The sequence below is a fragment of the Gemmata obscuriglobus genome (genome assembly GCF_008065095.1).
GTDB classification, from domain to species: Bacteria; Planctomycetota; Planctomycetia; order Gemmatales; family Gemmataceae; genus Gemmata; species Gemmata obscuriglobus.
Genome location: NZ_CP042911.1, coordinates 3,122,401 through 3,143,737, shown reverse-complemented (window position 1 = coordinate 3,143,737; position 21,337 = coordinate 3,122,401). Strand labels below are relative to the sequence as shown.

At 70.2% G+C, this 21,337-nt stretch carries 14 protein-coding genes; 3 read left to right on the top strand and 11 right to left on the bottom strand.

Features of this window, described 5'->3' with window-relative positions:
• Positions 1-16: 16 nt before the first annotated feature.
• From GobsT_RS12975 to GobsT_RS12940, 8 genes are all read right to left on the bottom strand, one after another.
• Positions 17-1,636, bottom strand: coding sequence for a serine/threonine-protein kinase (locus GobsT_RS12975; RefSeq protein WP_010037088.1), 1,620 nt, complete (start codon positions 1,634-1,636; stop codon positions 17-19).
• Between the two features lie 35 nt (positions 1,637-1,671).
• Entirely contained in the window at positions 1,672-2,925 is a 1,254-nt protein-coding gene (locus GobsT_RS12970; protein WP_010037083.1) for a pilus assembly protein TadG-related protein, read from the bottom strand.
• A 94-nt stretch (positions 2,926-3,019) separates the two neighbouring features.
• A complete protein-coding gene (locus GobsT_RS12965; RefSeq protein ID WP_010037080.1) occupies positions 3,020-3,502 on the bottom strand; it encodes a TadE/TadG family type IV pilus assembly protein in 483 nt (160 codons plus the stop codon).
• A 28-nt stretch (positions 3,503-3,530) separates the two neighbouring features.
• Positions 3,531-3,956, bottom strand: a complete 426-nt coding sequence (locus GobsT_RS12960; RefSeq protein ID WP_010037072.1) for a TadE/TadG family type IV pilus assembly protein — start codon at positions 3,954-3,956, stop codon at positions 3,531-3,533.
• Between the two features lie 18 nt (positions 3,957-3,974).
• Positions 3,975-4,898 carry a type II secretion system F family protein gene (locus GobsT_RS12955; protein ID WP_010037068.1) on the bottom strand — a complete coding sequence of 308 codons (924 nt, stop codon included), beginning with the start codon at positions 4,896-4,898 and terminating at the stop codon, positions 3,975-3,977.
• Positions 4,899-4,902: 4 nt separating this feature from the next.
• Positions 4,903-5,895, bottom strand: a complete 993-nt coding sequence (locus tag GobsT_RS12950) for a type II secretion system F family protein (protein ID WP_010037066.1) — start codon at positions 5,893-5,895, stop codon at positions 4,903-4,905.
• Positions 5,892-7,286, bottom strand: coding sequence for a TadA family conjugal transfer-associated ATPase (locus GobsT_RS12945; protein WP_197905114.1), 1,395 nt, complete (start codon positions 7,284-7,286; stop codon positions 5,892-5,894). Before GobsT_RS12945 ends, GobsT_RS12950 begins: the two co-directional genes overlap by 4 nt.
• A 98-nt stretch (positions 7,287-7,384) precedes the next feature.
• On the bottom strand, positions 7,385-8,677 hold the full coding sequence (locus tag GobsT_RS12940) for a CpaE/TadZ family protein (protein ID WP_010037063.1): 1,293 nt from the start codon (positions 8,675-8,677) through the stop codon (positions 7,385-7,387).
• Between the two features lie 214 nt (positions 8,678-8,891).
• Between GobsT_RS12940 and GobsT_RS12935 the strand changes: the two genes are divergently transcribed.
• Both GobsT_RS12935 and GobsT_RS12930 read left to right on the top strand, forming a co-directional pair.
• Positions 8,892-10,265, top strand: coding sequence for a response regulator (locus GobsT_RS12935; protein ID WP_010037062.1), 1,374 nt, complete (start codon positions 8,892-8,894; stop codon positions 10,263-10,265).
• A gap of 5 nt (positions 10,266-10,270) precedes the next feature.
• Positions 10,271-10,933 carry a response regulator gene (locus GobsT_RS12930; RefSeq protein ID WP_010037059.1) on the top strand — a complete coding sequence of 221 codons (663 nt, stop codon included), beginning with the start codon at positions 10,271-10,273 and terminating at the stop codon, positions 10,931-10,933.
• Between the two features lie 18 nt (positions 10,934-10,951).
• Here GobsT_RS12930 and GobsT_RS12925 read toward each other — a convergent pair whose 3' ends face one another.
• Positions 10,952-11,494 carry a hypothetical protein gene (locus GobsT_RS12925; protein WP_010037058.1) on the bottom strand — a complete coding sequence of 181 codons (543 nt, stop codon included), beginning with the start codon at positions 11,492-11,494 and terminating at the stop codon, positions 10,952-10,954.
• 265 nt (positions 11,495-11,759) lie between these two features.
• Here GobsT_RS12925 and GobsT_RS12920 point away from each other — a divergent pair, with 265 nt between their 5' ends.
• Positions 11,760-14,225, top strand: coding sequence for a beta strand repeat-containing protein (locus tag GobsT_RS12920; RefSeq protein WP_010037056.1), 2,466 nt, complete (start codon positions 11,760-11,762; stop codon positions 14,223-14,225).
• 42 nt (positions 14,226-14,267) lie between these two features.
• Here the strand turns inward: GobsT_RS12920 and GobsT_RS12915 are convergent, their stop codons facing one another.
• Positions 14,268-14,705 (bottom strand): response regulator, encoded by a 438-nt coding sequence (locus tag GobsT_RS12915; RefSeq protein WP_010037053.1) that lies wholly within the window; start codon positions 14,703-14,705, stop codon positions 14,268-14,270.
• A gap of 328 nt (positions 14,706-15,033) precedes the next feature.
• Positions 15,034-21,186, bottom strand: coding sequence for an endo-1,4-beta-xylanase (locus tag GobsT_RS12910; RefSeq protein WP_010037050.1), 6,153 nt, complete (start codon positions 21,184-21,186; stop codon positions 15,034-15,036).
• Positions 21,187-21,337: the final 151 nt, after the last annotated feature.

Below are 21,337 nucleotides of genomic sequence, written 5' to 3'. Positions count from 1 at the left end.
GCATTTTTCTCGGGTGCTACCGTGCGCCTGAGAGAAATGCCATCACGCGGGGCCAGTACGTAACAGCACCCCAGGCGCCCGCTGCGAGTGCCAGGAATGCAAACGAAAGCGCGGCCAGCGACCGCAGTCTTGTGGGCGCGGGCGGAGCCGACCCGAAAGCCGAATTCAGATTCCGGCACGTCTGGTACAGCTCGGCGATCGCGCTGCGATCCAGAGTCTGGAGCGCGCGGAGCGTGACCCACGGCTCGACCGCGGCTCGGAGCTGCTCCGAATCTTCGCCCAGCGCGCGGAGCGCGCGGACCAGGGTCTCGTACAGCTCGGCGTACTGCGGCCCGGTCAGGGCCGGCGGAGCGCCCTGCGACTGGGCTTCGACCACGGAGCACCACTTTGACCACAACCGGCGCGCCTCGGCGTCGGTAACGCCCGCCTCGCGCGGGCGCTCGAACACCGCCACCGTCGGCGACGGCTCCGGCTCCGCCCACGCCAACGGGGTCGGCTGGTCCTCCCCGAGAACGGAAGCGGCGCGGGGGCTGCTGTATTCGCACCCCTCGGTGAACGCGGCGACCGGCACCAGCGCGGTCAGCGCGTCGCACAACTGGTCGGCGGTCTGGTACCGGTCCTCCGGGCGCTTCGCCATCAGCCGATGAACCACCGCGGCCAGGGCAACCGGCACGTCCGGGCGCAGCTCCCGGAGCGGCCGCGCGGCCCGCTTGGCGTGCATCTCCAGCACGGCCCGGCACGACGGCCCCTCGAACGGCAGCCGGCCGGTGAGCAAGAAATAGCAGGTGCAGCCCAGGCTGTACAAATCGGACCGCACGTCGGCGTCGTGGAAGTTGACCGCCTGTTCCGGGGCCATGAACGCAGGGGTGCCGACCAGCGCGCCCGGGTCGGCCATCAGGGTTCCGTGCTCGCCCCCGCCGCGAGCGTGAAGCCGGGCCAGTCCGAAATCGATCACCTTGGCCCGCACCGCGCCCGGGCCGATGTCCTGAACGAGAACGTTGGCGGGCTTGAGGTCGCGGTGCACCAGCCCGGCCTCGTGCGCGTGGGCCAGGCCCGACGAGAGTTGCAGCATAATCGACACCGCCAGCGGCAGGTCCGGCGGGCCGTTGTCCGTCACGTAGGCGTGGAGCGACGGCCCCTGGACGTACTCCATCGCGAGGAACAGCACCCCGTCGGTCTCGTTCGCGTCGAACGTGAGCACCACGTTCGGGTGGTTCAGCCGCGTGACCGCGGCCACCTCGCGGTAGAACACGTCCCGAAAGAGCCGGCTGCGGCACCGGTCCGGGGTCATGAGCTTGAGCGCCACCACCCGGTTCATCACCGAGTGGCTCGCCTTGTACACCTGTCCGAACCCGCCCCCGCCGATCTCGTCGAGCACTTTGTACTGGGCCAGCACGAGGCCGGTGGGCGCGCCGTCGCGGATGCGCCGCACCTGGTACGGCGTGAGCGCGCCCTGCTCCAACAGGTGCTGCTGGATCTCCTCAACCGGAGCGCTCTGTGCGTCCCGCTCGAGCTGGTCCACCTCCTCGGTCGGCAGCAGTTTGCTCGCGCGGAGCCCGCGGAAGAACTGCCAGCGCAGCACCTCGGGCGGGTCCTCGAGTTGCGACTCACCGGCCCGCAGAACGCCGCTCCACATACAGAATCTCCCGCTCGGCCTTCGGTTCGGGAACGCTACTCGACGACCCGCACGTCGGGCACCCGGGGCGGGTTCAGCCCGATGTTCACCGTCACCGCTCCGATCCCGCCGACGGTCATCGAATCGGCCACGAACGCCCCACCCATAATGTCCAGCCCGACCGCCGCGGTGCCGGTCAGGGTGACCGGCGCCTTCGCGGCGTACACGGTCCCGGTGACGGTGGTCAGCCCGGCCCCGGACACCGTCACCGGCTGGTTCAGCCCGCGGTGCTGGAAGAAGCTCATCCCCTGGTACGTGCCCGACAGCGGCGCGGTCATGACCACCTTGCCCAGGCCGGTGACGGAAACCGGTCCCGCGGCGTGGGTCGGGCTGGTCGTGTTGTACACCATCGTGCTCAGGCCGGTGACCGTGCCGGCCCCGTCCACGCGGAACCCGCCGCCCTGCATGACGTACACCCCCGGGGTCATCACCGCGACGCCCAGCCCGGTCACCCGGATGCCGCCCTTGTACACGCCCGGCTGGAGGACGGTCGGTACAACGCTGCTGATCGTGAGCGGGGTCGAGCTGCGCACCGGCGCCGCCGACTCGTCCGGCACCGGCAGGAAGGCCAGCGGGTCCGGGGTCGGGCGCGCGCCGGTCTTCACCGGCACCCCCAGCGGCAGCAGGCTCGTGATCGACGCCCCGCCCGTCGACTGCACCTTGCTCAGCGACAGCAGCAGCAGCCCGCTGCTCTGGAGGGCGGTCGGGCTGGTGGAGTTGACCACCAGCGGCTTGTTGATGAGGGCGAACGCCGCGGCCGTGTTCTTGAACGCGCCGGACGCGGTCGGGTTCAGCAGCACGATGCCGATCCTCACCGGCTCGCCGCGGCCCACCGCCCGGGCCGACACGCCCGTCGCGCTGCCCGTAATGGTGCGGCCGAACGAGTTCGTGACGGCGCTGTCGATCCGCACCTCCGCGTGGCCCGGCTGACCGGCGTAGGCCCCGGAGGTCGGCGGGACGGTCACGGTCACGGCCGACGCCGGGTACCCGTTCGCGACCGCCACCTGCTCGGCCGCCGCGCGCGCGGTGCCGATCGGGTCGGCCCCCTGGTTGGTCCAGTAGTTCGCGTACAGGTCCGCACCGGCGGCCAGCGCGGCCGCGTCGGCCGTCGCCTGGGCGCGGCGGCGCTCGTCGTACAGGCGCCCGCCGTCCAGGTTCAGCGCCAGCACCCCGATGAGCACCGGGAGGCAGATCGCCACCTTGACCAGCACGGCCCCGGCGCGCCGGGGAACGCGGTTCGCTCGCAACACGCTCGCCGCTCCCTCATTCACGGTCCGGGCGACAATGCCTGTGCCGCAAAGGTAAAAGCTAAAAACGGACGACCTCAACCGGACCGTGCATCAGTCAGTTGGACAGCGGCATGACGCACACGCCGCCGATCGCCCTGGGGCTCCAGAACGTCCCGGGCGCCCACTGGTACGTCACCGTCACCCGCACGGAGTTGGTCACGTACTCGCCGGACGCGGTGACGGACCGCACGTCCTTCGGCGCCGCGTCCCAGTCCCAGGCCGTGTTCGTCGCGCCGTCGATCCACTCCACCTTCACGCCCAAGGCCGCCGGGTCCACCCCGACGGCCAGCGGTGCGACCGCCCGGTCGGCGATCTGCTGGGCGGTGGGACAGGGGCCGTTCGTGTCCTTCTGGTAGTCGCCGGCGCGGGCGCTCGCCCAGCGGGCGCCCTCGCACGCGAGGCACTCCATCTGCTGCTGGCGGAACACGCCGGTGCCGCCGGCGATCAGCCCGAACACCAGCACGAGCAGCACGCCCAGCACCAGGGCGGTCTCGACGGCCGAGGCGCCGGGGCGCCGGGCGGTGGTCACGAGCCTCATCGGTTGCCCTCCTCGCGCCGCAGCGCCGTCACTCCCCGGGTCGCGGCGCGACCCGACCGGCGGCCGTGCGCTCGAGGTGTACGGTGCCCGCGGGAATCAGGAACTGGGTGAACAGCGGCATGTCGTACGCCACCGTCACCGTGACCGTGTTCCCGACGGTCGTAATCGTCACCTGCGACGCCTGGAGCGGCGGGTCGAGTCCGGCGCCCTCGGCGAGCGCCGCCGCGACGGCCGCGTCCGCGGTCGTGGTGGTCGACGCCGGGGTCCAGGCCGTCCCCGTGGCGTACGTGCCCGCGGAGCCGGCGGCGCTTTGCAGCACCTGGGTCGTGCGGAGCGCCCGTGCGAAATCGACCCCGGCCGAGAACAGCAGGGCCAGCAGCGGTAGCAGCAGCGCCAGCTCGACCGCGGCGGCCCCGCGCCGGCACGGGTTCGGGCTTAATGGCTTGCGGGTCACGACACACCTCTGCGGTTTCTACCGGGCGAACAACTGGGACATCTGCACCGCCGCCGGCCCGAGCAGCACGATGAAGATCGCCGGGAAGATGCACAGCAGCATCGGGAACACGACCTTCACCGACGCCTTCTGCGCCACCTCCTCGGCCCAGGCCTGGCGGTCCTGCCGGGCCGAGTCGGCGAACGTGCGGAGCGCCTTGCCCACGCTCGCCCCGTACTTCTCCGACTGGATCAGCGCCGCCGCCAGGTCCCGGCCCTCCGGGATGCCGCACCGCCGGGCGAACCCCTGGAACGCGTCCCCCATCGACAGCCCCAACTGCACCTCGCGCTGGACGACCAGCAGTTCCGCCCCGAGCACCGGGTGGACGTCCCGGATCTCGTCGGCCGCCCACATCAGGGCCGCGTTCAGGCTGGAGCCGCCCTCCACGCTCAGGACCATGATGTCCAGCGCGTCGGGCAGCGCGTTGCGGATCAGCCGCTGCCGCTTCTCGATGCGCGCGCCCAGCAGCACCGACGGCGCGACCAGCCCGGCGGCCCCGCCGGCGGCCGCCCACAAGAGGACCTTGTTCCAGGCGCCCTCCAGGGTGAAGGCGGCGCCGCCCGCGGTTGCGGCCGGCGCGATCATCAGAACCAGTTGTGCCGCGCCGTAGCACAGCACGGCCGACGGGTGCCGGTACCCGGCCAGCGCGAGCCGGTCCGCGAGTTCGACCGCCCGCGCGCCGCTCCGAAACGCCAGCCGGCTGCCGAGCCAGGCGCCGACGGTCGCGAGCCACCCGCCCGCCTCCCCCGCGTCCCCGGGCGCCGCGGCGCCGTTCAGCTCGCGGAGGCGCCTCAGGGCCCGGCCCACGTCGTGGGTCGGCCGCTCCTCCAACAGCCGGACGGCGGCCAGCGCGCCGAGCGCGACGGCCCCGAACGCCAGCCCCCCTACCGCGAGCGCGAGCATCCCCTTAGCCCTCGAAATTCATGATGTTGCGGATCCACAGCGTGCCGACCGCCACGCAGGTGACGGTGCCGAGCAGCAGCCGCCACTGAGCCAGCAGCCCCTCCGCGTAGGGGCGGTTGAGGAAGTACATCATCGCGAACACGACCACCGGCAGCACCGTCAGGGTGCGGCTCTGCATCCGCCCTTCCGCGGTCAGCGCCCGGATCTTCTGGCGCACCCGGAGCCGCGCCCGGACCACCCCGGCGAGCCGGTCCAGAACCTCGGACAGGTTGCCCCCGGTCTGCCGCTGGATCGTCATCGCCACAACAAAGATGCGCAGCTCCAGTACGTCGGCCCGGTCGCTCATCTCGCGGAACGCCGCCTCCGGGCGGATCCCGTGTTCGATCTGGTGCACGCACCGGCCGAACTCCTCGGCCAGGGGGTCGTCGAACGCGCCCACCGCGGCCCGGAACGCTTCCGTCACCGATTGCCCGGTCCGGATCACGCGCGCCATCAGCTCGAACGCCCCGGCGATCTGCCGCAAGTATTTTTCGCGCCGCCGCTTCAGCCGCAGACGCACGAGCACGGTCGGGGCCACCAGCCCCACGAGCGCGGCGGCGGCCCCGGCGAGCGGGCTGACGAACACCGCCCCGAGCCCCCCGGCACCCGCCCCGAGCCCGGCCGACGCGATGAGGAACTGGCGCGGGGTCAGCGGCACCCCCGCCCGCCGCAACTGCTCTTCGGCCCAGAACCGTCGGCGCCGGGCCGGGCGCGCGGCCGGGCGCGGCACCTGGGGGTCGGCCGGGGGCAGCGAGGCATTGGGGTCCAGCGCGCTGAGCGCGTCGAGGTTCTTGTACAGCAGCGCGGGACCGCCCGGACCGGTCGCCTCGCCGGCGAACTCCTCGTCCAGCCGCCGCCGGAACCGCGCCCGGGCCGGCCCCCGGCTCGCCGACGCGACCCAGAGGACCATCAGGGCGGCCCCGGTGACCGCGACGAACACACCGATCTGTGCGATCATTTCCACGCGCTCCGCTCGGCACCGGGCGCGCCCGGCTGGAGGATCCGCTTGCGAAACAGGTCGACCGACAGCGGGTGCCCGTGCGCCTCGAGCCGCTCCAGGCAGTTGGGCCGCAGCCCGGTCGCGTGGAAGCACCCCTGGGCGCGGCGGTCCGCGTCCACCCCCGTCTGCTGGAACACGAACAGGTCCTGCATCACGAAGTTGTCGCCCTCGGCGCCGGTCACCTCGGACACCTTGGTCACCTTCCGCGCCCCGCCGACGAGCCGGCTCACCTGCACCACAACGTGTACCGCCGCCGCGATCTGGCGGCGGATCACCCACATCGGCAGGTCGAACCCGGCCATCCCGACCATCACCTCCAGGCGCCCGAGCGCCTCACGGGTGTCGTTCGCGTGGACCGTGGTCAGGCTGCCGTCGTGCCCGGTGTTCATCGCCTGGAGCATGTCCAGCGCCTCCGGGCCGCGGCACTCGCCGATCACGATCCGGTCCGGGCGCATCCGGAGCGCGTTCCGCACCAGCTCGCGGGTGCCGACGGCGCCGACGCCCTCAATGTTGTTCGGGCGGGTCTCCATCCGCCCCACGTGCGGCTGCTGCAACCGCAGCTCGGCCGCGTCCTCAATCGTGATCACCCGCTCGTCGTGCGGGATGAACGCGGACAACGCGTTCAGCAGGGTCGTCTTGCCGCTCCCCGTGCCGCCCGACACGACGACGTTCAGCCGCGCGCGCACGCACGCCGCCAGGAAGTCCATCGCCTCCGCCGGGATCGACCGGTTGGCGACCAGGTCCGCGGCCCGGATCGGCTTCGAGCCGAACCGGCGGATGGACACCAGCGCCCCGTCGAGCGCCAGCGGCGGGATGATGGCGTTGATGCGGCTCCCGTCGGGCAGCCGGCTGTCCACCATCGGGCACGTCTCGTCCACCCGGCGCCCGGTCTGGGTCACCACCCGCTGCACGATGTGCAGCAGGTGCGCGGCGTCGGTGAACTTGACGTCGGTCAGCTCCAGCCGCCCGTGCCGCTCGGCGTACACCGTGTGCGGGCCGTTGATCAGGATGTCGCTGATCGTCGGGTCGCGCATCAGCGTTTCGAGCGGGCCGAGGCCGAACGTCTCGTCCAGCACCTCGTTCACCAGCCGCTCCCGCTCCTGCTGGTTAAGCAGGTTCGGGCTCCGCTGGCACAGCTCTTCGGCCACCCGCCGCACCTCCTGGCGGAGCTGCTCGCGGGACAGCGCGTTGAGCGCCGTGAGGTCCATCCCGACCACCAGCCGGCGGTGCAACTGCGCCTTGAACTTGCGCAACTCGTCGGCCGCGTCCGGGCCGGCGGCAACGGGCGGGGCGTTCGCGGGCGCCCGTTCGGGCGCGGCGGGCGGCATTCGAGGGGGGAAGCGGTTCATGGTCGGTCTTGGTGTCGGGGAGCGGGGCGCCCGGCCGCCGGCCGCCATCAGAGGCGCCGGTCGCGCCTGGAGACTTACGAACCGCCTCGGCGCCGCGCTCAACCGGCGCCGGCTTGCGCCCGGGGGACACGGACCGGCCCCGCGAGCGGCCCCTGGTCGGCCCTCGTGTCGGTTTGCGACTGCGGGTACGGGAGGATCGGGGCGGGCGTCTCGGCCGCGGCTTGCGGGTGCCGGAGCACCCGCTGGGCGAACCCGCGGCACAGGGCCGTGAACCGGCCGACCGCGCCGACCCGCTGGTCCGCAACGGTCAGCCCCGCCAGCCGCGCGACCCGCCGCACCACTTCGGCGTCCGGCGCCTGCACCGCGGCCGGGACGCCCGTGTTCGCGGCCATGTTCATGGTGTGCGGGTCGCTCGGCAGGACGTGCGCCGCCGGCCCCCCGAGCGCGGCCTCGGCGTCGCCCAGCGGCAGCTCGTTGGGCAGCCCGGCGTGGTTGACGACCACTTCAACGCGGGACCGCGGCACGCCCCGCGCCACCAGCGCGTCGATGATGCGCCGGGCGTTCCGCACCGCGGTGAAATCGAGCCGGCACACCACGAGCACCCGGGTGGCGCGGTCCAGCACATCGGTCTGCTCGTCGTGGAAGTAGTCCTCCAGGTCCACAACCACGTGGGCGAACGCCTCGCCGGCCCGGGTGACGGCCTCCGCGACGCCAGCGGTCGTGAGCTGCCTTGCTTCCTCGGGGGTGCGCGGCCCGGCCAGCAGCGCGACGCCCGACGCGTGCGGCGTCAGCAGCTTCTCGTACAGCGTCCGGTCCAGCCGGGTCTCGTTCACGCACAGGTCGGCGAGCGTGTACTGCGGCTTCAGGTCCAGCAGCGGGGCCAGGTCCGCCTTGACCGGGTTCAGGTCCACCAGGTTGCACCGCCCGTGCCGCTGGGCCAGCAGCACCGCCGCGTTCACCGCGACCGTGCTGGCCCCGCACCCGCCGGACGCCGACAGCACCGCGATCAGGTGCCGCGGCTCGGCCTTGAGCTGCGGAGTCAGCCGGGCCAGGACGCTGGCGAGGTCCGGTTCCAGCTCCTGCTGGTCGAGGAACCGCTCCGCGCCCTCCTGGAGCACGCTAAGGATCAGCTTCGGGTCGGTCGCGGGGCCGACCACCAGGACCCGGGCGCCGGCCGCGGCCAGCGCGCCGACGGCCCGGAGCGCGTCCGCGGCCCGGTCGGCCGGCAGCACCAGGAACACCAGCTCCACCGGCGATTCCTGGAAGAACGGCGCCGCCTGCTCGAACGGCGTCCGGTCGATGTAGTTGAACCCGTGGTGCGAGCGGAGCAGACCGGCCAGGCGGTCGAGCACCGTGTGCTGCCAGGACGGGCCGACGAGGAGCGTGCGCATAGGCGGTGACCGGTCAGGTGGCTGAAAGCGGGGCGGCCCGACGCGGTAACCCTAGGTGCGCGGCGGCCGCGGCGGCGTAAGGGAAACTCCCCAAACCGCCCGCCGCGGAGCGCCTTGGAGGCGCCGCACGCGCCAACATCGGTTTGACCTCGTATGCCACTTGGGATATTGTCTGTGGTGAGCTGGTCCGCCCGGGCCGCGGAGAGGTGCCGAGATGCCTGATCCGCCCCCCGTCTCGTCCGGATCGCCGGTCGGCCGGATACTCACCGTCGACGACGAAGAGGGCATCTGCCGGCTCGTGGCCAAGGTGCTCCGCCCGCTCGGCCACACGGTGGACGCGGTCGCCAGTGTGGGCGCGGCGCTCGCCCGCCTCGCGCACGACACTTACGATGTCGCCCTGATCGACCTGAACATGCCCGGCCGCACGGGCCTCGACCTGATCGCGGCGATCGTCGCCGACGAGAACCCGGTGCTACCGATTCTGCTGACCGGAACGACCGACGTCGGCGCCGCGGTGGCAGGCATGAAGAGCGGCGCGTTCGACTACCTGCCCAAGCCCGTCGACCCGGGGGCGCTCGTGTGGGCGGTCACCCGGGCGCTGCAAGCGGCGCGGGCACGGGTCCGCGAGCGCGCGCTCGAGAAGATCGCGTCCGAGTGGGCCGCCACGTTCGACGCGTGCCCCGACGCCCTGCTCGTGCTCGACGCCGCCGGGACCGTGCTCAAGGCGAACCGCGCGGCGGGGCGGGCGGCCGGAGACGGCCCGGGCGGGCTCGTCGGTCGTAACGTAACGGACGTATTTCCGGGCGGGCTCGGGGTCGGTATCCGGGCGCGACAGCAGGACGGCTCCGCCGCGCCGCTTCGCGGGCACGACCCGGCCCGAGACTTGCACCTCCTCGCAACCGTTGACCCGGTCCGACCGGGCGCCTGGATCGCCGTCGTCCGCGACGTGACGGAGCTGGCGCGCGGCGCGGAGGAGCGGAAGCAGCTTTTGCGGCGCGTGCTTTCGGCGCAGGAAGACGAGCGCCGGCGGATCGCCCGCGAGCTGCACGACGGGATCGGTCAGTCGCTCGTCTCGCTGACCGTCGGGATGGCGGGGCTGGACGGCGACGAGCGGGTGGCGCGGCTCCGTCGGGTAGCGGCGGACGCGCTGGACGAGATCCGGCGGCTCGCCCACGGCCTGCGCCCGGCGGTGCTGGACGACCTGGGCCTGGTGCCCGCGCTCGAGCGGCTGACCGAAGTGTTCACCCGCGTTCACGGCGTGCGCGCGGAACTGCTCGTGCCGGACGGGGCGGTCCCGCGACTGCCCGCCGAGATCGAATCGGCGCTGTACCGGATCGTCCAGGAGGCGCTGGCCAACGTGGCCAAGCACGCCCGCGCGCGGACCGTCGATGTAGTGCTCGAGACCGGCCCCGGGTGGGCGCGGGCGTCCGTCACCGACGACGGGATCGGGTTCGTGCCCGGCCCCGGGGGCGGCATCGGGCTGACAGGAATCAAAGAGCGCGCCGCCGTCCTCGGCGGCGCGTGCCGAATCGACTCGACCGTCGGCCGCGGCACCGCGCTCGACGTGCGGCTCCCGTTACCGGAGTGATTCAAGTGCCCCGAACACGTATCGTCCTGGCAGACGACCACGTCATCCTGCGGGAGGGGCTGCGCGCGCTGATCAGCGCGCAGCCCGATCTCGAGGTGGTCGGCGAGGCCGCGTCCGGCACGGAGACCGTCGACTGCGTTCGGGCCACCGAACCGCGCGTGCTCTGCCTGGACCTGTCGATGCCCGGGTGGGGCAGCGCGACGACCATCACCCGCGTGACCCAGCTCGCGCCGCGCACGCGGGTGCTGGTGCTCACCATGCACAACGACCCCGCCTACGTGCGCAGCGCGCTCGCGGCCGGCGCCGCCGGGTACTTCCTCAAAACCACCCCGTCCCCGGACCTGCTCGCCGCGATCCGCGCCGTCGCAACCGGCGCGCGCGTCATCGACCCGGCCCTCGGTGACGTTCTGGGAGGACCGCCCCCGCCCGCCGAGCGGTCGCAGCTCAGCCGCCGGGAAACCGAGGTGCTCGAACTGCTCGTCAAGGGCCTGACGCACCAGGAGATCGCCGACCAGTTGTTCTTGAGCGTCAAAACGGTCGAGACGTACCGGGCGCGGCTCCGCGAGAAGACCGGCCTGAAAACGCGTGCGGACTACGTGCGCTACGGACTCGAGGCGGGGCTCCTGGGCGCCACACCGGTCGAGGGCGCTAAGCCCGCAGAGGGATGACCGGCGCGGCGACCGGTTTCATGATCGGAACTCGCACTCTCGCGACACGGCCGGCGCCGCGCCGGATGGGTCAATAGAGACGCCGTTTCCGATCGCCATCGCCTCCTCGTCCACCCGCTCCAGGTCGCCCAGCGCCTTGATCTTCGCGGTCGTGTCCCAGATCGACGCGTTCAGCAACTTGAGCGTCTCCGGCGCCAGCACCCCTTCCCCCTCGATCGCGACCCACTGCACGCCGGCCAGGAAATTGTTAACGATGTCCTGAACGGTCCGCATGGTCGCCCGAAGCACGTCCACCCGCTCGGCCTGGCGGGCGGCCTCGAGCCGGTCGCGCTCGGCGGCCCGCCGGAGCCGCAGGACCGCGGCCGCGCGATCGACCGCGAACCCGGTAACGAGAAGGCCCAGCGCGAGCACCAGTTCGTCCCACTTGTGAACCGGGCTCGTGTCGCGCGCGAAGAACTCCACGTGAACGATGTCCACACCGGTGGCCGCAACCGTAACCGCCCCTGCGGCCGTAACGAGCGCCGCGGTGATCGTACACGGAAACCACTGGAGCGATCTCATTTCAAACCCTCGTGCGCGCGCACCCGATCGTTCCCGAACAGGTCCGGGGTAACGGAACCGTAGAGTAGCCTCCCGGGTTCCGGCGTCAGGATTAACCCGCTAATCACCCTGCGACAAATCTGTACCGAACTCGTACCGAATCCGGGGTTTTGCCTGACACCGCGGCTCCGGTGGCGGATCTAGGGTTGATCCACATTACCTCACCCGATGGCCGCAGTCGGTTCATGTCGTCGGGTTGCTCAGTCGTACCCAGTAGGAATACGCCATGTCGAAGATCCGCCCTCGCTTCCGTCCCGAACTGTCGCTCCTTGAGGACCGTTTCAATCCGGCGCAACTGTGGGTCTCGCCGACCAGCTCGCTGACCGTCCTCAACGACACCGGCCCGGCCGGGCTGAGCGTCGGCGACACGGTACGAGTGTCACTACCCGGAAACCAGATAACCGACGGTACCTTCGGTACAAACGTGTTCGATACCGTCGAATCGGCGGTGCAAGCTGCGAACACGAACCTCGACCCATCGAACACGGTCCGCGTCGGCCCCGGGACGTTCACACTCTCCGTTCCGCAGCTCGGCGTCACAAAAAGCCTTAACCTGACCGGGTTCGGCCAGGGGGCGACCACGATCAAGGCCGGCGTGAACACCACGACCGGCGGGGCCAGCCCGACGAGCGACACTTCCGCGACCGTACTGGTGAACCGCGGTGTCACCCTCAATGTCGGCTCGCTGACCCTCGACGGCGGCTCCGGATCGGGCGTCGATGTACCGGTACTGCTGAAATTCACCGACACGGGGACCGCGCCCGCGGCCACGAGCTTGCTCAACGATGTGCGCGTCCAGAACGTCGGCACCGCGGGCGGCACGGCGACAACAGCAGGTGTTGGCGTGTACGTGGGCGGTGGCAACGTGACCGTAAACGCTTCGACCCTCCAAAACATCGGCACTCACGCGGTCGTGTTCCGCGGCGCCGATGCCACCGGCTCGGTGCTCGGGAGCACGCTCACGGGCCAAGGCGCCGGGTTGCGGGTCAACGTCGGGGTCGGTGCCGACCAATCTGGAGGCATAACGGTCCGCGGAAACGTGCTCACGGGATTCACCGGGGCGTCGGGAATAACCGACTCGGCCGGCGTAGCCATTAACGGCACCCTGCTCTCCACCCCACCAACGGACATCGTAAATAACCAGTTCGCGGGTAACCGGATCGGGGTCTCACTCGGCTCGCTGCTGAACCTGAGCGCGGCCACCGTCATCAGCGACAACAACTTCCTGAACAACACGGTTGCGGGCATCTCGTCCCTCACGAGCGGGTTGCTCCCCGGACTCCAGAACTTCTACCAGGGTGTCGCGCCGGCCGTTTCAGGACTTCTGTCGTCGGGCACGTTGCTGTCTGTTTTGCAACCGGTTACGTCCACCCCACCCGCGGGCTCCATCATCTCGGTTAACGGGTCTATAAGCGGCCGGGTGGTGAACTTGGCCACCGGCACCGGCCTGGCCAACGCCACCGTTTACATCGACGCCAACAGTAACGGCCAGCTCGACCCGACCGAGGTCGCGATCAAAACCGATGCGAACGGGAACTTCACGCTCAGCGGCCTTTCCGTGTCCAACCTCGGCTCGACATTCCGTGTCGCGGTCGTCGTACCGCCCGGTGGGACGGCCGGCACCATCGCGACGAACGTAACGTTGAACCCGCTGCAGCTCACTTCCAGCGGTGTGAACCTGAACGTTACAGTTCCGTCTAGCGGCGGGGGCGGGGGCGGGTTCACGCCGCTCCCTGGGCCTGGAGCAGGCACGCCGACCGGCCCGGGCGTCCCGACCGACGGCTCGCGCCTGCGCTTGAGTGCCGGGGCGGCCGGGTTCGGGTCCGCGCCGCGGGTGACGGTGTACAACCCGGACGGATCGGTGCGGTTCAACTTCCTCGCGTTCGCCGAAGGGTACAAGGGCGGGGTGCGGGTCGCCACCGGTGACCTGAACGGCGACGGGGTGGATGACATCATCGTCGGGGCCGGGGCCGGGGCCGCGCCGCACGTAGAGGTGTTCGACGGCGCGACCGGACAACTGATCCGCAGCTTCATGGCGTTCGACGAGGGGTTCAAGGGCGGGGTAACGGTGGCGGTCGGGGACCTGAACCGCGACGGGTACGAAGACATCATCGTCGGCGCGGCGACCGGCAACAGCCCGCACGTGAAGGCGTTCGACGCCCTCACCGGGACCGAACTCAAGAGCTTCTTTGCGTTCGATCAGGGCTTTAGAGGCGGGGTGACGGTGGCGGCCGGGGACGTGGACGGCGACGGGTTCGACGAGATCGTGGTGGGCGCAGGCCCCGGGGCCGGACCGCATGTGAAGGTGTTCGACGGGGCCACCGGAACGACCAAACTCAGCTTCATGGCGTTCGCGCCCGAGTTCCGGGGCGGGGTAACGCTGGCGGTCGGCGATGTGGACGGCGACGGGAAGGCCGAGATCGTGGCCGGCGCCGGTGTCGGGGGCGAACCCCGGGTCGCGCAGTATGACGGGCGCACCGGGCAACTGAAGCGCACGTTCCTGGCCTTCGACCCCGGGTTCCGTGGCGGCGTGGATGTGGGGTACACCGAGGCCAACGGCGGCAACGTCATCGTTGGGGCCGGGTCGGGCGGCCAGAACCACATCCAGTACTACGACGCCTCGAGCGGCCAAATTAAGAAGTCGTTCTTCGCGTGGGAAGGCAACGGTTCGGGCGGGATCAGCGTGAGTTGACCCCGAGGCCGGCCCGTCGGAACCTGTTCCGAAGGGCCGCGTTCATCCCAAAGCCGCGCGAACTTTCTCCGCCAGCGTGTCCGCGGTGAACGGCTTCTGGAGAAACCTCACCTGCGTCGACCGCACACGGTGCCGCAGGACCGCGTCGTCCGTGCACCCGCTCACGTACAGCACCTTGATCCCGGGACGCGTCCGCGCCACCGCTTCGGCCAGTTCGCGCCCGCTCAGCCCCGACATGACCACGTCCGTGACGAGCAAATCGATCGTCAGGCCCGGCGTCTCGCACAGTCGCAGTGCTTCCTCACCACTGGGCGCGTCCAGAACGGTACACCCGAGCTTTTGGAGCGTGCCGCGGGTGAACCGGCGCACCCGGTCGTCGTCTTCGACCACCAGAACCGTGCCACGCACGGCACCAATAAGCGGAACCGGCGGGGCGTCCAGGTCATCGGCAGAGCCGGGACCGGCGGACGGGAAATACACCTCAAACGCGGTGCCGCTCCAGGTCGCCCAGCGCCTTGATCTTCGCGGCCGTGTCCCAGATCGACGCGTTCAACAACCTGAGTGTCTCCGGCACCCGGCCCCCTCCCCCTCGATCGCGCCCCACTGAACGCCGGCCAGGAAATTGCTAACGGTGTTCTGAGCGGTCCGCATGGTCGCCTGAAGCTGGTCTTGTGGCACAAGCATTGCTTTCCGCGTAACTTTCTCACGCCACGCAGACAGAATGCCCGTGTCACAAAAACAGTCACCACCACGCAGACCGTGGATCAGTCTCGGCCGGGAAATCAGCCCCGGCCGAGCCAGCCTGATATCAGCCAATGCGACGGTCACGGGCGGGGTCGAAGAAGAACCAGTTGGCCCCCGCGCCACCAATCAGGGTGTCGCTCGACGTATCATCCCGGACGGTCGTCGGTCCCAGGTACACACCGCCGCGCAGGGTCGGATCGGCCAAAGCAGCGGTCCGCTGCGCGTACGTCCTGGTGGAATCGACCCACACGCCGAGCAGACTCGCCAACGCCCCACGGTCGTCGTCGTAACTGGTGAGCCCAGCAATCAGGATGTCGTCACCGGCGCCGGCGACGAGCCGGTCCGCGCCGCGGCCACCGATCAGGATGTCCCGTCCGGCGCCGCCGTTCAGGTGGTCGTTCCCGTCACCGCCGATCAGGACATCGTTCCCGCCCCCGCCGGTGAGAACGTCGTCTCCGTCCCCGCCGTAGAGCCACGCAGTCAGGTCGATGCTCCCGCCCACCGTGACGCTGTCGTCGCCCGCCTGAGCGTACACAACGATCCCGTCGAGTGGCATGGTGAGTGAAGCCGAGAACAGCGTGGCCGACGACCCACCAATGGCAAGCGACAGTTCCCACCCGCTCGACCGCGGGCGGAAGATCCCGACCGTCAGATCCAGGCCGTTCGGACCGGCCGAGAGAATGGTAACCGTGTACCCTCCTAACAGCCCCTGCGAAACGGTGATGAGATCCGCTCCGGTCGTCCCGCCGATCACCAACAGCCCCTTGCCCGGGCTCAGCGGGTCCTCCTGGACAGCGATGGCGCTGACGGTGACCGATGTGGTCGCGGTCGCGGTTCCGCCGTCGTCGTCCGTCACCGTGAACGACACCTTGTAGATGCCGTCGGCGGTCGGGACGAACGAGAGGGACGATCCGGTGCCGGTGGCGTATGTGACCCCGTTCCGGGTGACCGTCCAGGTGAGGGCGTGCGTGTCGCCAGCGCCGAGGTCGGTGAAGCTCCCGACGTAGGTCAGCGTTTGCCCCCGGACCCCGGAGGTCGGGCCGGTGAAGGACGGGACCGGCGCGGCGTTCGTCACGATCACGGTCTGCTCGGTCGTCGAACTGCCGCCGTCCTCGTCGGCCGCTGTTAGCACGATCCGGTAACTGCCGTTATCGTTCGGAGTAAACGACAATGTGGTTCCGGTGCCGCTAGCAAATGCTGTGGCGGCACCGCTCTTGTAAACAGCCCACGTCAGGGTGATCGTGTCGTTGACCTCGGCCGCGTCGGTGGCCGATCCGGTGACCGTGATCGCAGCCCCTTCCACACGCGAGCCGGTAACCGACTCAATCACCGGGACCGGCGCGGCGTTCGCCACGGCCACCAACTGGTCCGTAATTGCCACGCCGCCGTCCTCGTCGGACGCGACCATCACGATGCGGTAGCTGCCGTCGTCGCTCGGGGTGAAGGTGAACGCCGTACCGTTACCGGTTGCGTAAGTGCCGGTTGCCCCGTCTTTGAAAACGAACCACGTCAGGGTGATCGTGTCGTTGACCCCGGCCGCGTCGGTGGCCGATCCGGTGACCGTGACGGCGGTCCCCTCCACCCGCGGGCCAGACACCGACTGAATGACCGGAACCGGCGCCACGTTCCGCACGGTGACCGCGACGCTCGTCGACACGCTCGCTGCATCGCCCGTTGCCGGTTCGAGGGCCGTGGCCGTCACCGTCAACGTGAACGAGGCGTTGTCCGGCACGGTGATCTTCAGCCCATTCAAATCAGCCGCGATCAGGGTCCAGACGCCATCACCGGTGTTGGTGCCGGCGGACAGCGTTGCCCCGGCCGGCACCCCGGCCACCGTGACGGCCAGCACCTCCGAGCCGTCCAGGTCGTTGAGCCCCGCGGCGATGTCGAGCACGATCGGCGTGCCCTCGTCCCCGAGAGCAGTTGAGGGCGCCGTCAGACTCGGCGTCTCGGCCACCGCCGGGGCGTTGACCGACACGACCAGCGTAACGCCGTCCGGGCCGAGGGTCGCGGGCCGCACCACGGTCTGCCCGTTGTACTCGACTACGACTTCGTACTCCCCCTGGAACGCGCGGGTAGAGAACGCCCCGCCCCACGCGCTGGTGCCGCGGGTGTCGGTCCACCAGTCGCCGAACACCAGGTCCTGGTACGCCTGGCCGTTGGGCTTGAGGGTCCAGTCGAAGTTGAACATGGCGGCGTCCGGCCGCCAGTGCGAGCCGGCCCAGAAGCCCCACTGGACGAACTCCGTCACCGCCGGGTTGCTGAACACCATCGTCATGTAGTCGCGCAGGTAGTCGGCCTGCAACTGCTGATCGCTGGTGGTGAAGTCGAACTCGGTGATGGCGATCGGCAGCCCGTAAGCGCCATACGTGTTGAGCAGGTCGCCCAGCACGGGGATGTCGGTCAGGTTGCTGGTGGTGTAGTGGCTCTGCTCCCCGATCCCGTCGAGCACCCCGGCGGCGGTGAGCCGGTCGAGCCACGCGTCGAAGTCGGCGCGGTGCGCGGCGTTCAGGCCGTTCCGGGCGAAGATCTCGTAGTCGTTGAGGAACCGCAGCACGGTCGGGTCGTACTGGCCCACAAGTTCGTACCACTTGGTGATGATGTCCGGGCCGAGGATGTCCATCACGTCGTGGTTGCTGTACGGCTCGTTCACCACGTCCCATTCGGTGATGATGCCGTTGAACGTGGTGATCATCTCCGCGATCCGGGCGTCGATCGCGGCCTCCAGGTAGTCGGCCGCCGCGTCCGCGCCCTGGGCGGCCTTGATCTGGTCGTAGGTGGCCCACACGTCGGCGGGCATGTTGTCGCGGCGCGGCCAGATGATGGTGTGCCCGCGAACGTACAGCCCGTTGGCCACCAGCCAGTCCACCGAGTTCTGCGCCCGGGCCGGGTCGTTCTCGTACGGCTGCCACTTGAGCTGGCTCTCGATGGTGGCCGTGTTGAACAGTTGGAGCAGAACGGCCCGGTACTTGTCCGCGTCCGCGCCGGAACTCAGGAGCAGGTTCGCGTTCACGGCCGTCCCGAACTTGAACGCCTGCTCGGCCTGCCGGACGGACACCACCGCCCCGTCGATCGCGCGGCCGGCCTGGTCCACCACCTGCACGGTGAGGTCGGCCTTGCGAACCGCGTCGATCTGGGCGTCGGCCTCGGCCCGCCAGTCCGCCCCCCCGTCCCGCCCGCCGTACCCCAGCGGAGACGTCAGCGTCGGCAGTGCCTGCACGACCGGGTCCGGCGTGGACGTCTTGGTCAGTGTCAGGCCGACGATCTGGACCTTCTGCACGGCGTGGCCGAAGTTGATCGCCACCTGCAGACCGCCGGCCGCGAACGCTTCGGCGATCGGAACGGTGTACGTGTACGTCGTCCACCCACCGCCGCTTGTGCTCTGGTTGTTCAGTGTGAGTTGCTGAAGGAAGAGCGTGGCGAAGGTGCCGTCCGTCCGCTGCACGGCGACCGAGATCGTCCCCGCGGTGGTTTGCGTCCGGGCGGTGAACTGAAGCGTCAAGGTGTCGCCCGCCTTCAGCGCCTCGGGCACCTTCGCGACGGCCTGGAAGGCGGACGGGGCCGCCGGTTTCGTGGTCGTTTCGACCGTGTAGGACTGGAAGAACGCCGGGGCGCTGGTGAACGCCGACGGGGTGGCGGTCCCGTAGGTCCCGGTGCCGGCGAACGCGAGTTCCGACAGGACGTCGTTCTGGAACGGGTACGGGTCGGTGGTGTTCGCGGTGACCACCAGGCCCGCGATCTGGACCGTTTGCAGGCCGTAGCCGAGGTTGAACACGAGTTGCAGCGCGTTCGCCGCGAACGCCTTGCCCAGCGTTCCGGTGAACGTGATCTGGACCCAGTCGGTCCCGACCGTGCGCGCCCCCGTGCTGCCGAACGTCTGGTTCGGACTGGCGATTTCTTGAAGGAGGGCGTTGAACTGCGCTGTGCCAGTCTTCGCCCGCGCGTAGAACTGAACGGTCACCGCCGTGCCGCTGGCCAGCGCGTCCACGTTCCGGGTTGCCACCTGGAAGTTGTAAAGCTGCGGCGGAACCGCGGTGGTGGTCGCCTCGTAAGCCCGGGTGAACCCAGGGCCGGGCGCGTCGATGTACCGGCCGCTGCCGTAAGCCGCGCCGGTGGTCGTCAGGGCGCCGGTCGACGAACTCGGGACCGCCGCAGAAACCACCGGCGCCGTCGGCCCGGAGTGCGTCCAGGTGATGCCGCCGAGTTGCAGCGCCTGCGGGTCGAACCCGAAGTTGAACCCCAGTTGAATCGCATTCGCCGCGAACGCCTGCGGGGCCGTGAAGGTCAGCGTGAACTTGGTCCACTCCGTCCCGACGGTGGCGTCGCGGCTGGTGTAGATGGTGCCCCCGCCGGCCGTTTGCACCACGACGCGGGTCTGCGCCGTCGGCCCCCCGACCGACCGCACGTAATACTCCACGGTCACCGTCTCGCCGGCGGCGATGGCGGCGGCGTTCTTGACCGTCTGCTGGAACTGGTACGATCCGGTGGGCGGCTTGGTTACGGTCGTGGCCTGCGTGGCCGAGGTGAACGTCGGCCCGTCCACCGCCACCGGCCCGACCGTTCCCCAGGTGCCGCCGTTCTGGGTTACGGTGAACCCGGCGGCGGGGATCAGGCTGGGCGACGGGCCGTAGTTGAGCAACCGGACGCCGGCCAGTTGGAGGGTCTGCAACTGGGCGCCGAACCGGAAGTTGAGCGCCGCCGCGCCGGCCGCGTAGTCGTCGTTGGCTACGAACGCGATCTGGAACTTGGTCCACTCGCTGCCCACCTCGGCGCCCTGCGAGAGCGACTTGGCGTTCGGGGCGACGCGCTGCTCGAACACGACTTCAAACCGGCCGGTGATTCCACTCAGGGAGCGGGCGTAGAACTCCACAAGCAGCCGATCGCCCTTCTTGACGGCCGCGGTCGTGGCCTGAGCGGCCTGGATGTTGTAGGTGTTGGGCGGGACCGTCGTAACGTTGACGTGGAGCGCCTGGCCGAACCGCGGGTCCGACAGCACCTGGCTCGACCCGTACGTCGGGACGCCGTTGGTGGAGAACGCCGCGGGCGACGAGTTAACAACGGCCGTGCCGCCCGCCGGCGCGTCGCTGTTGTCGAGGACGGTGGTGACCGCCGTCCGGCTGCTGGTCGTGCCGACCTGATAGCCCGGCCCGTCTTGCAGTTCGACGGAAACCGTCTCGGTCCCCTCAAGGAGGCCGTCGGCGAGCCCCCGGACCGTGATCGCCGCCGAGGTCGCGCCGGCCGGGATGGTCACCCACCCGGACAGGGACGTGTAGTCCGTTCCGGCAATCGCGGTTCCGGACACCGTGTACCGAACGGTGATCGGTGAGGTCGTCGGCCCGGTCCGGACGACGGTGAACCGGCCCTCGTTGTCCTCGCCCTCGACGGCCGCGCTGGTGTCGGCATACACCCGGACTTCCGGAAGGACCGGGGCGAGGTGCTCCCCGGGGATGACCGCATCAACCCGACCGTCCGGCCGCACCCAGCCGATGCCCGGCGCGGCCGAGCCCGTACCGAGCGCCTCGACGTAGTACGACTGCCCGGCGACGAGGTAAACGGGTGCGGACGCACCCGCCCCGGCGATCAGTCGCTTCCCGGCCGGGTCGGTGCTGTTGCTCAGGTACAGTGCGGCGCCCGACGTACCGACGGTAAATTGGTAATATCCGGTGACCGGAGGGAAAATAAATCCGCTGAGCTTCGATCCTTCTTGGAGCAGGCCGCCCCGTTCGCTCGGGAACAGTTGCCCGACCGGGACGACCGTGCGGGGCTGCGATGCGCTGGCCCATTCCAGCTTGACCTGCCCGCCGCCGACGTGGTTCTCGTACTCCACCAGGAGGTCGTACCGGCGGCCGGCGACGAGGTGAATTGTCCCCGCGTACTGGGCCGCCGCCTCCGTTCCGCTGCCGTTCACCAGCAACTGCCCGTTCACCCACACCCGGACCTTCTCGTCCGCGGTTGCCGTGAACGTGTAATCCTCGGTGTACTTCGCCTCCACCTGTCCCGACCATCGAATCGCACGCGCCCCTCCGGCCACTTCGGGTGCCCACTGAGCGTTGATGCCCGCGTCCGTCTGAACGGCCGTCAAATTTGTGAAATCCGGGTTCGCGTAATACTGACCCAAGAGCCCTGCCCCGGACGCCGGGGTGAGACGGTCTTCCAGTCGCTCCACACCGTTCAGGGCAATCGGTTGCCGGTTCCGGAAAGAGCTGCGAGACGACATACGAGGTCCTTCGGCTGGATGCAATGGGTTGGTTACGCGAGCGGGCCGCCGGTCCCCGGCAACCCGTTTGCGAAGCGATGGTCCGAGATAATCGAGCGGGGCGAGAGTTGCCGCCGGGCCGGCGGCGGAAGGTTCGCGTGCCGGCCGACCG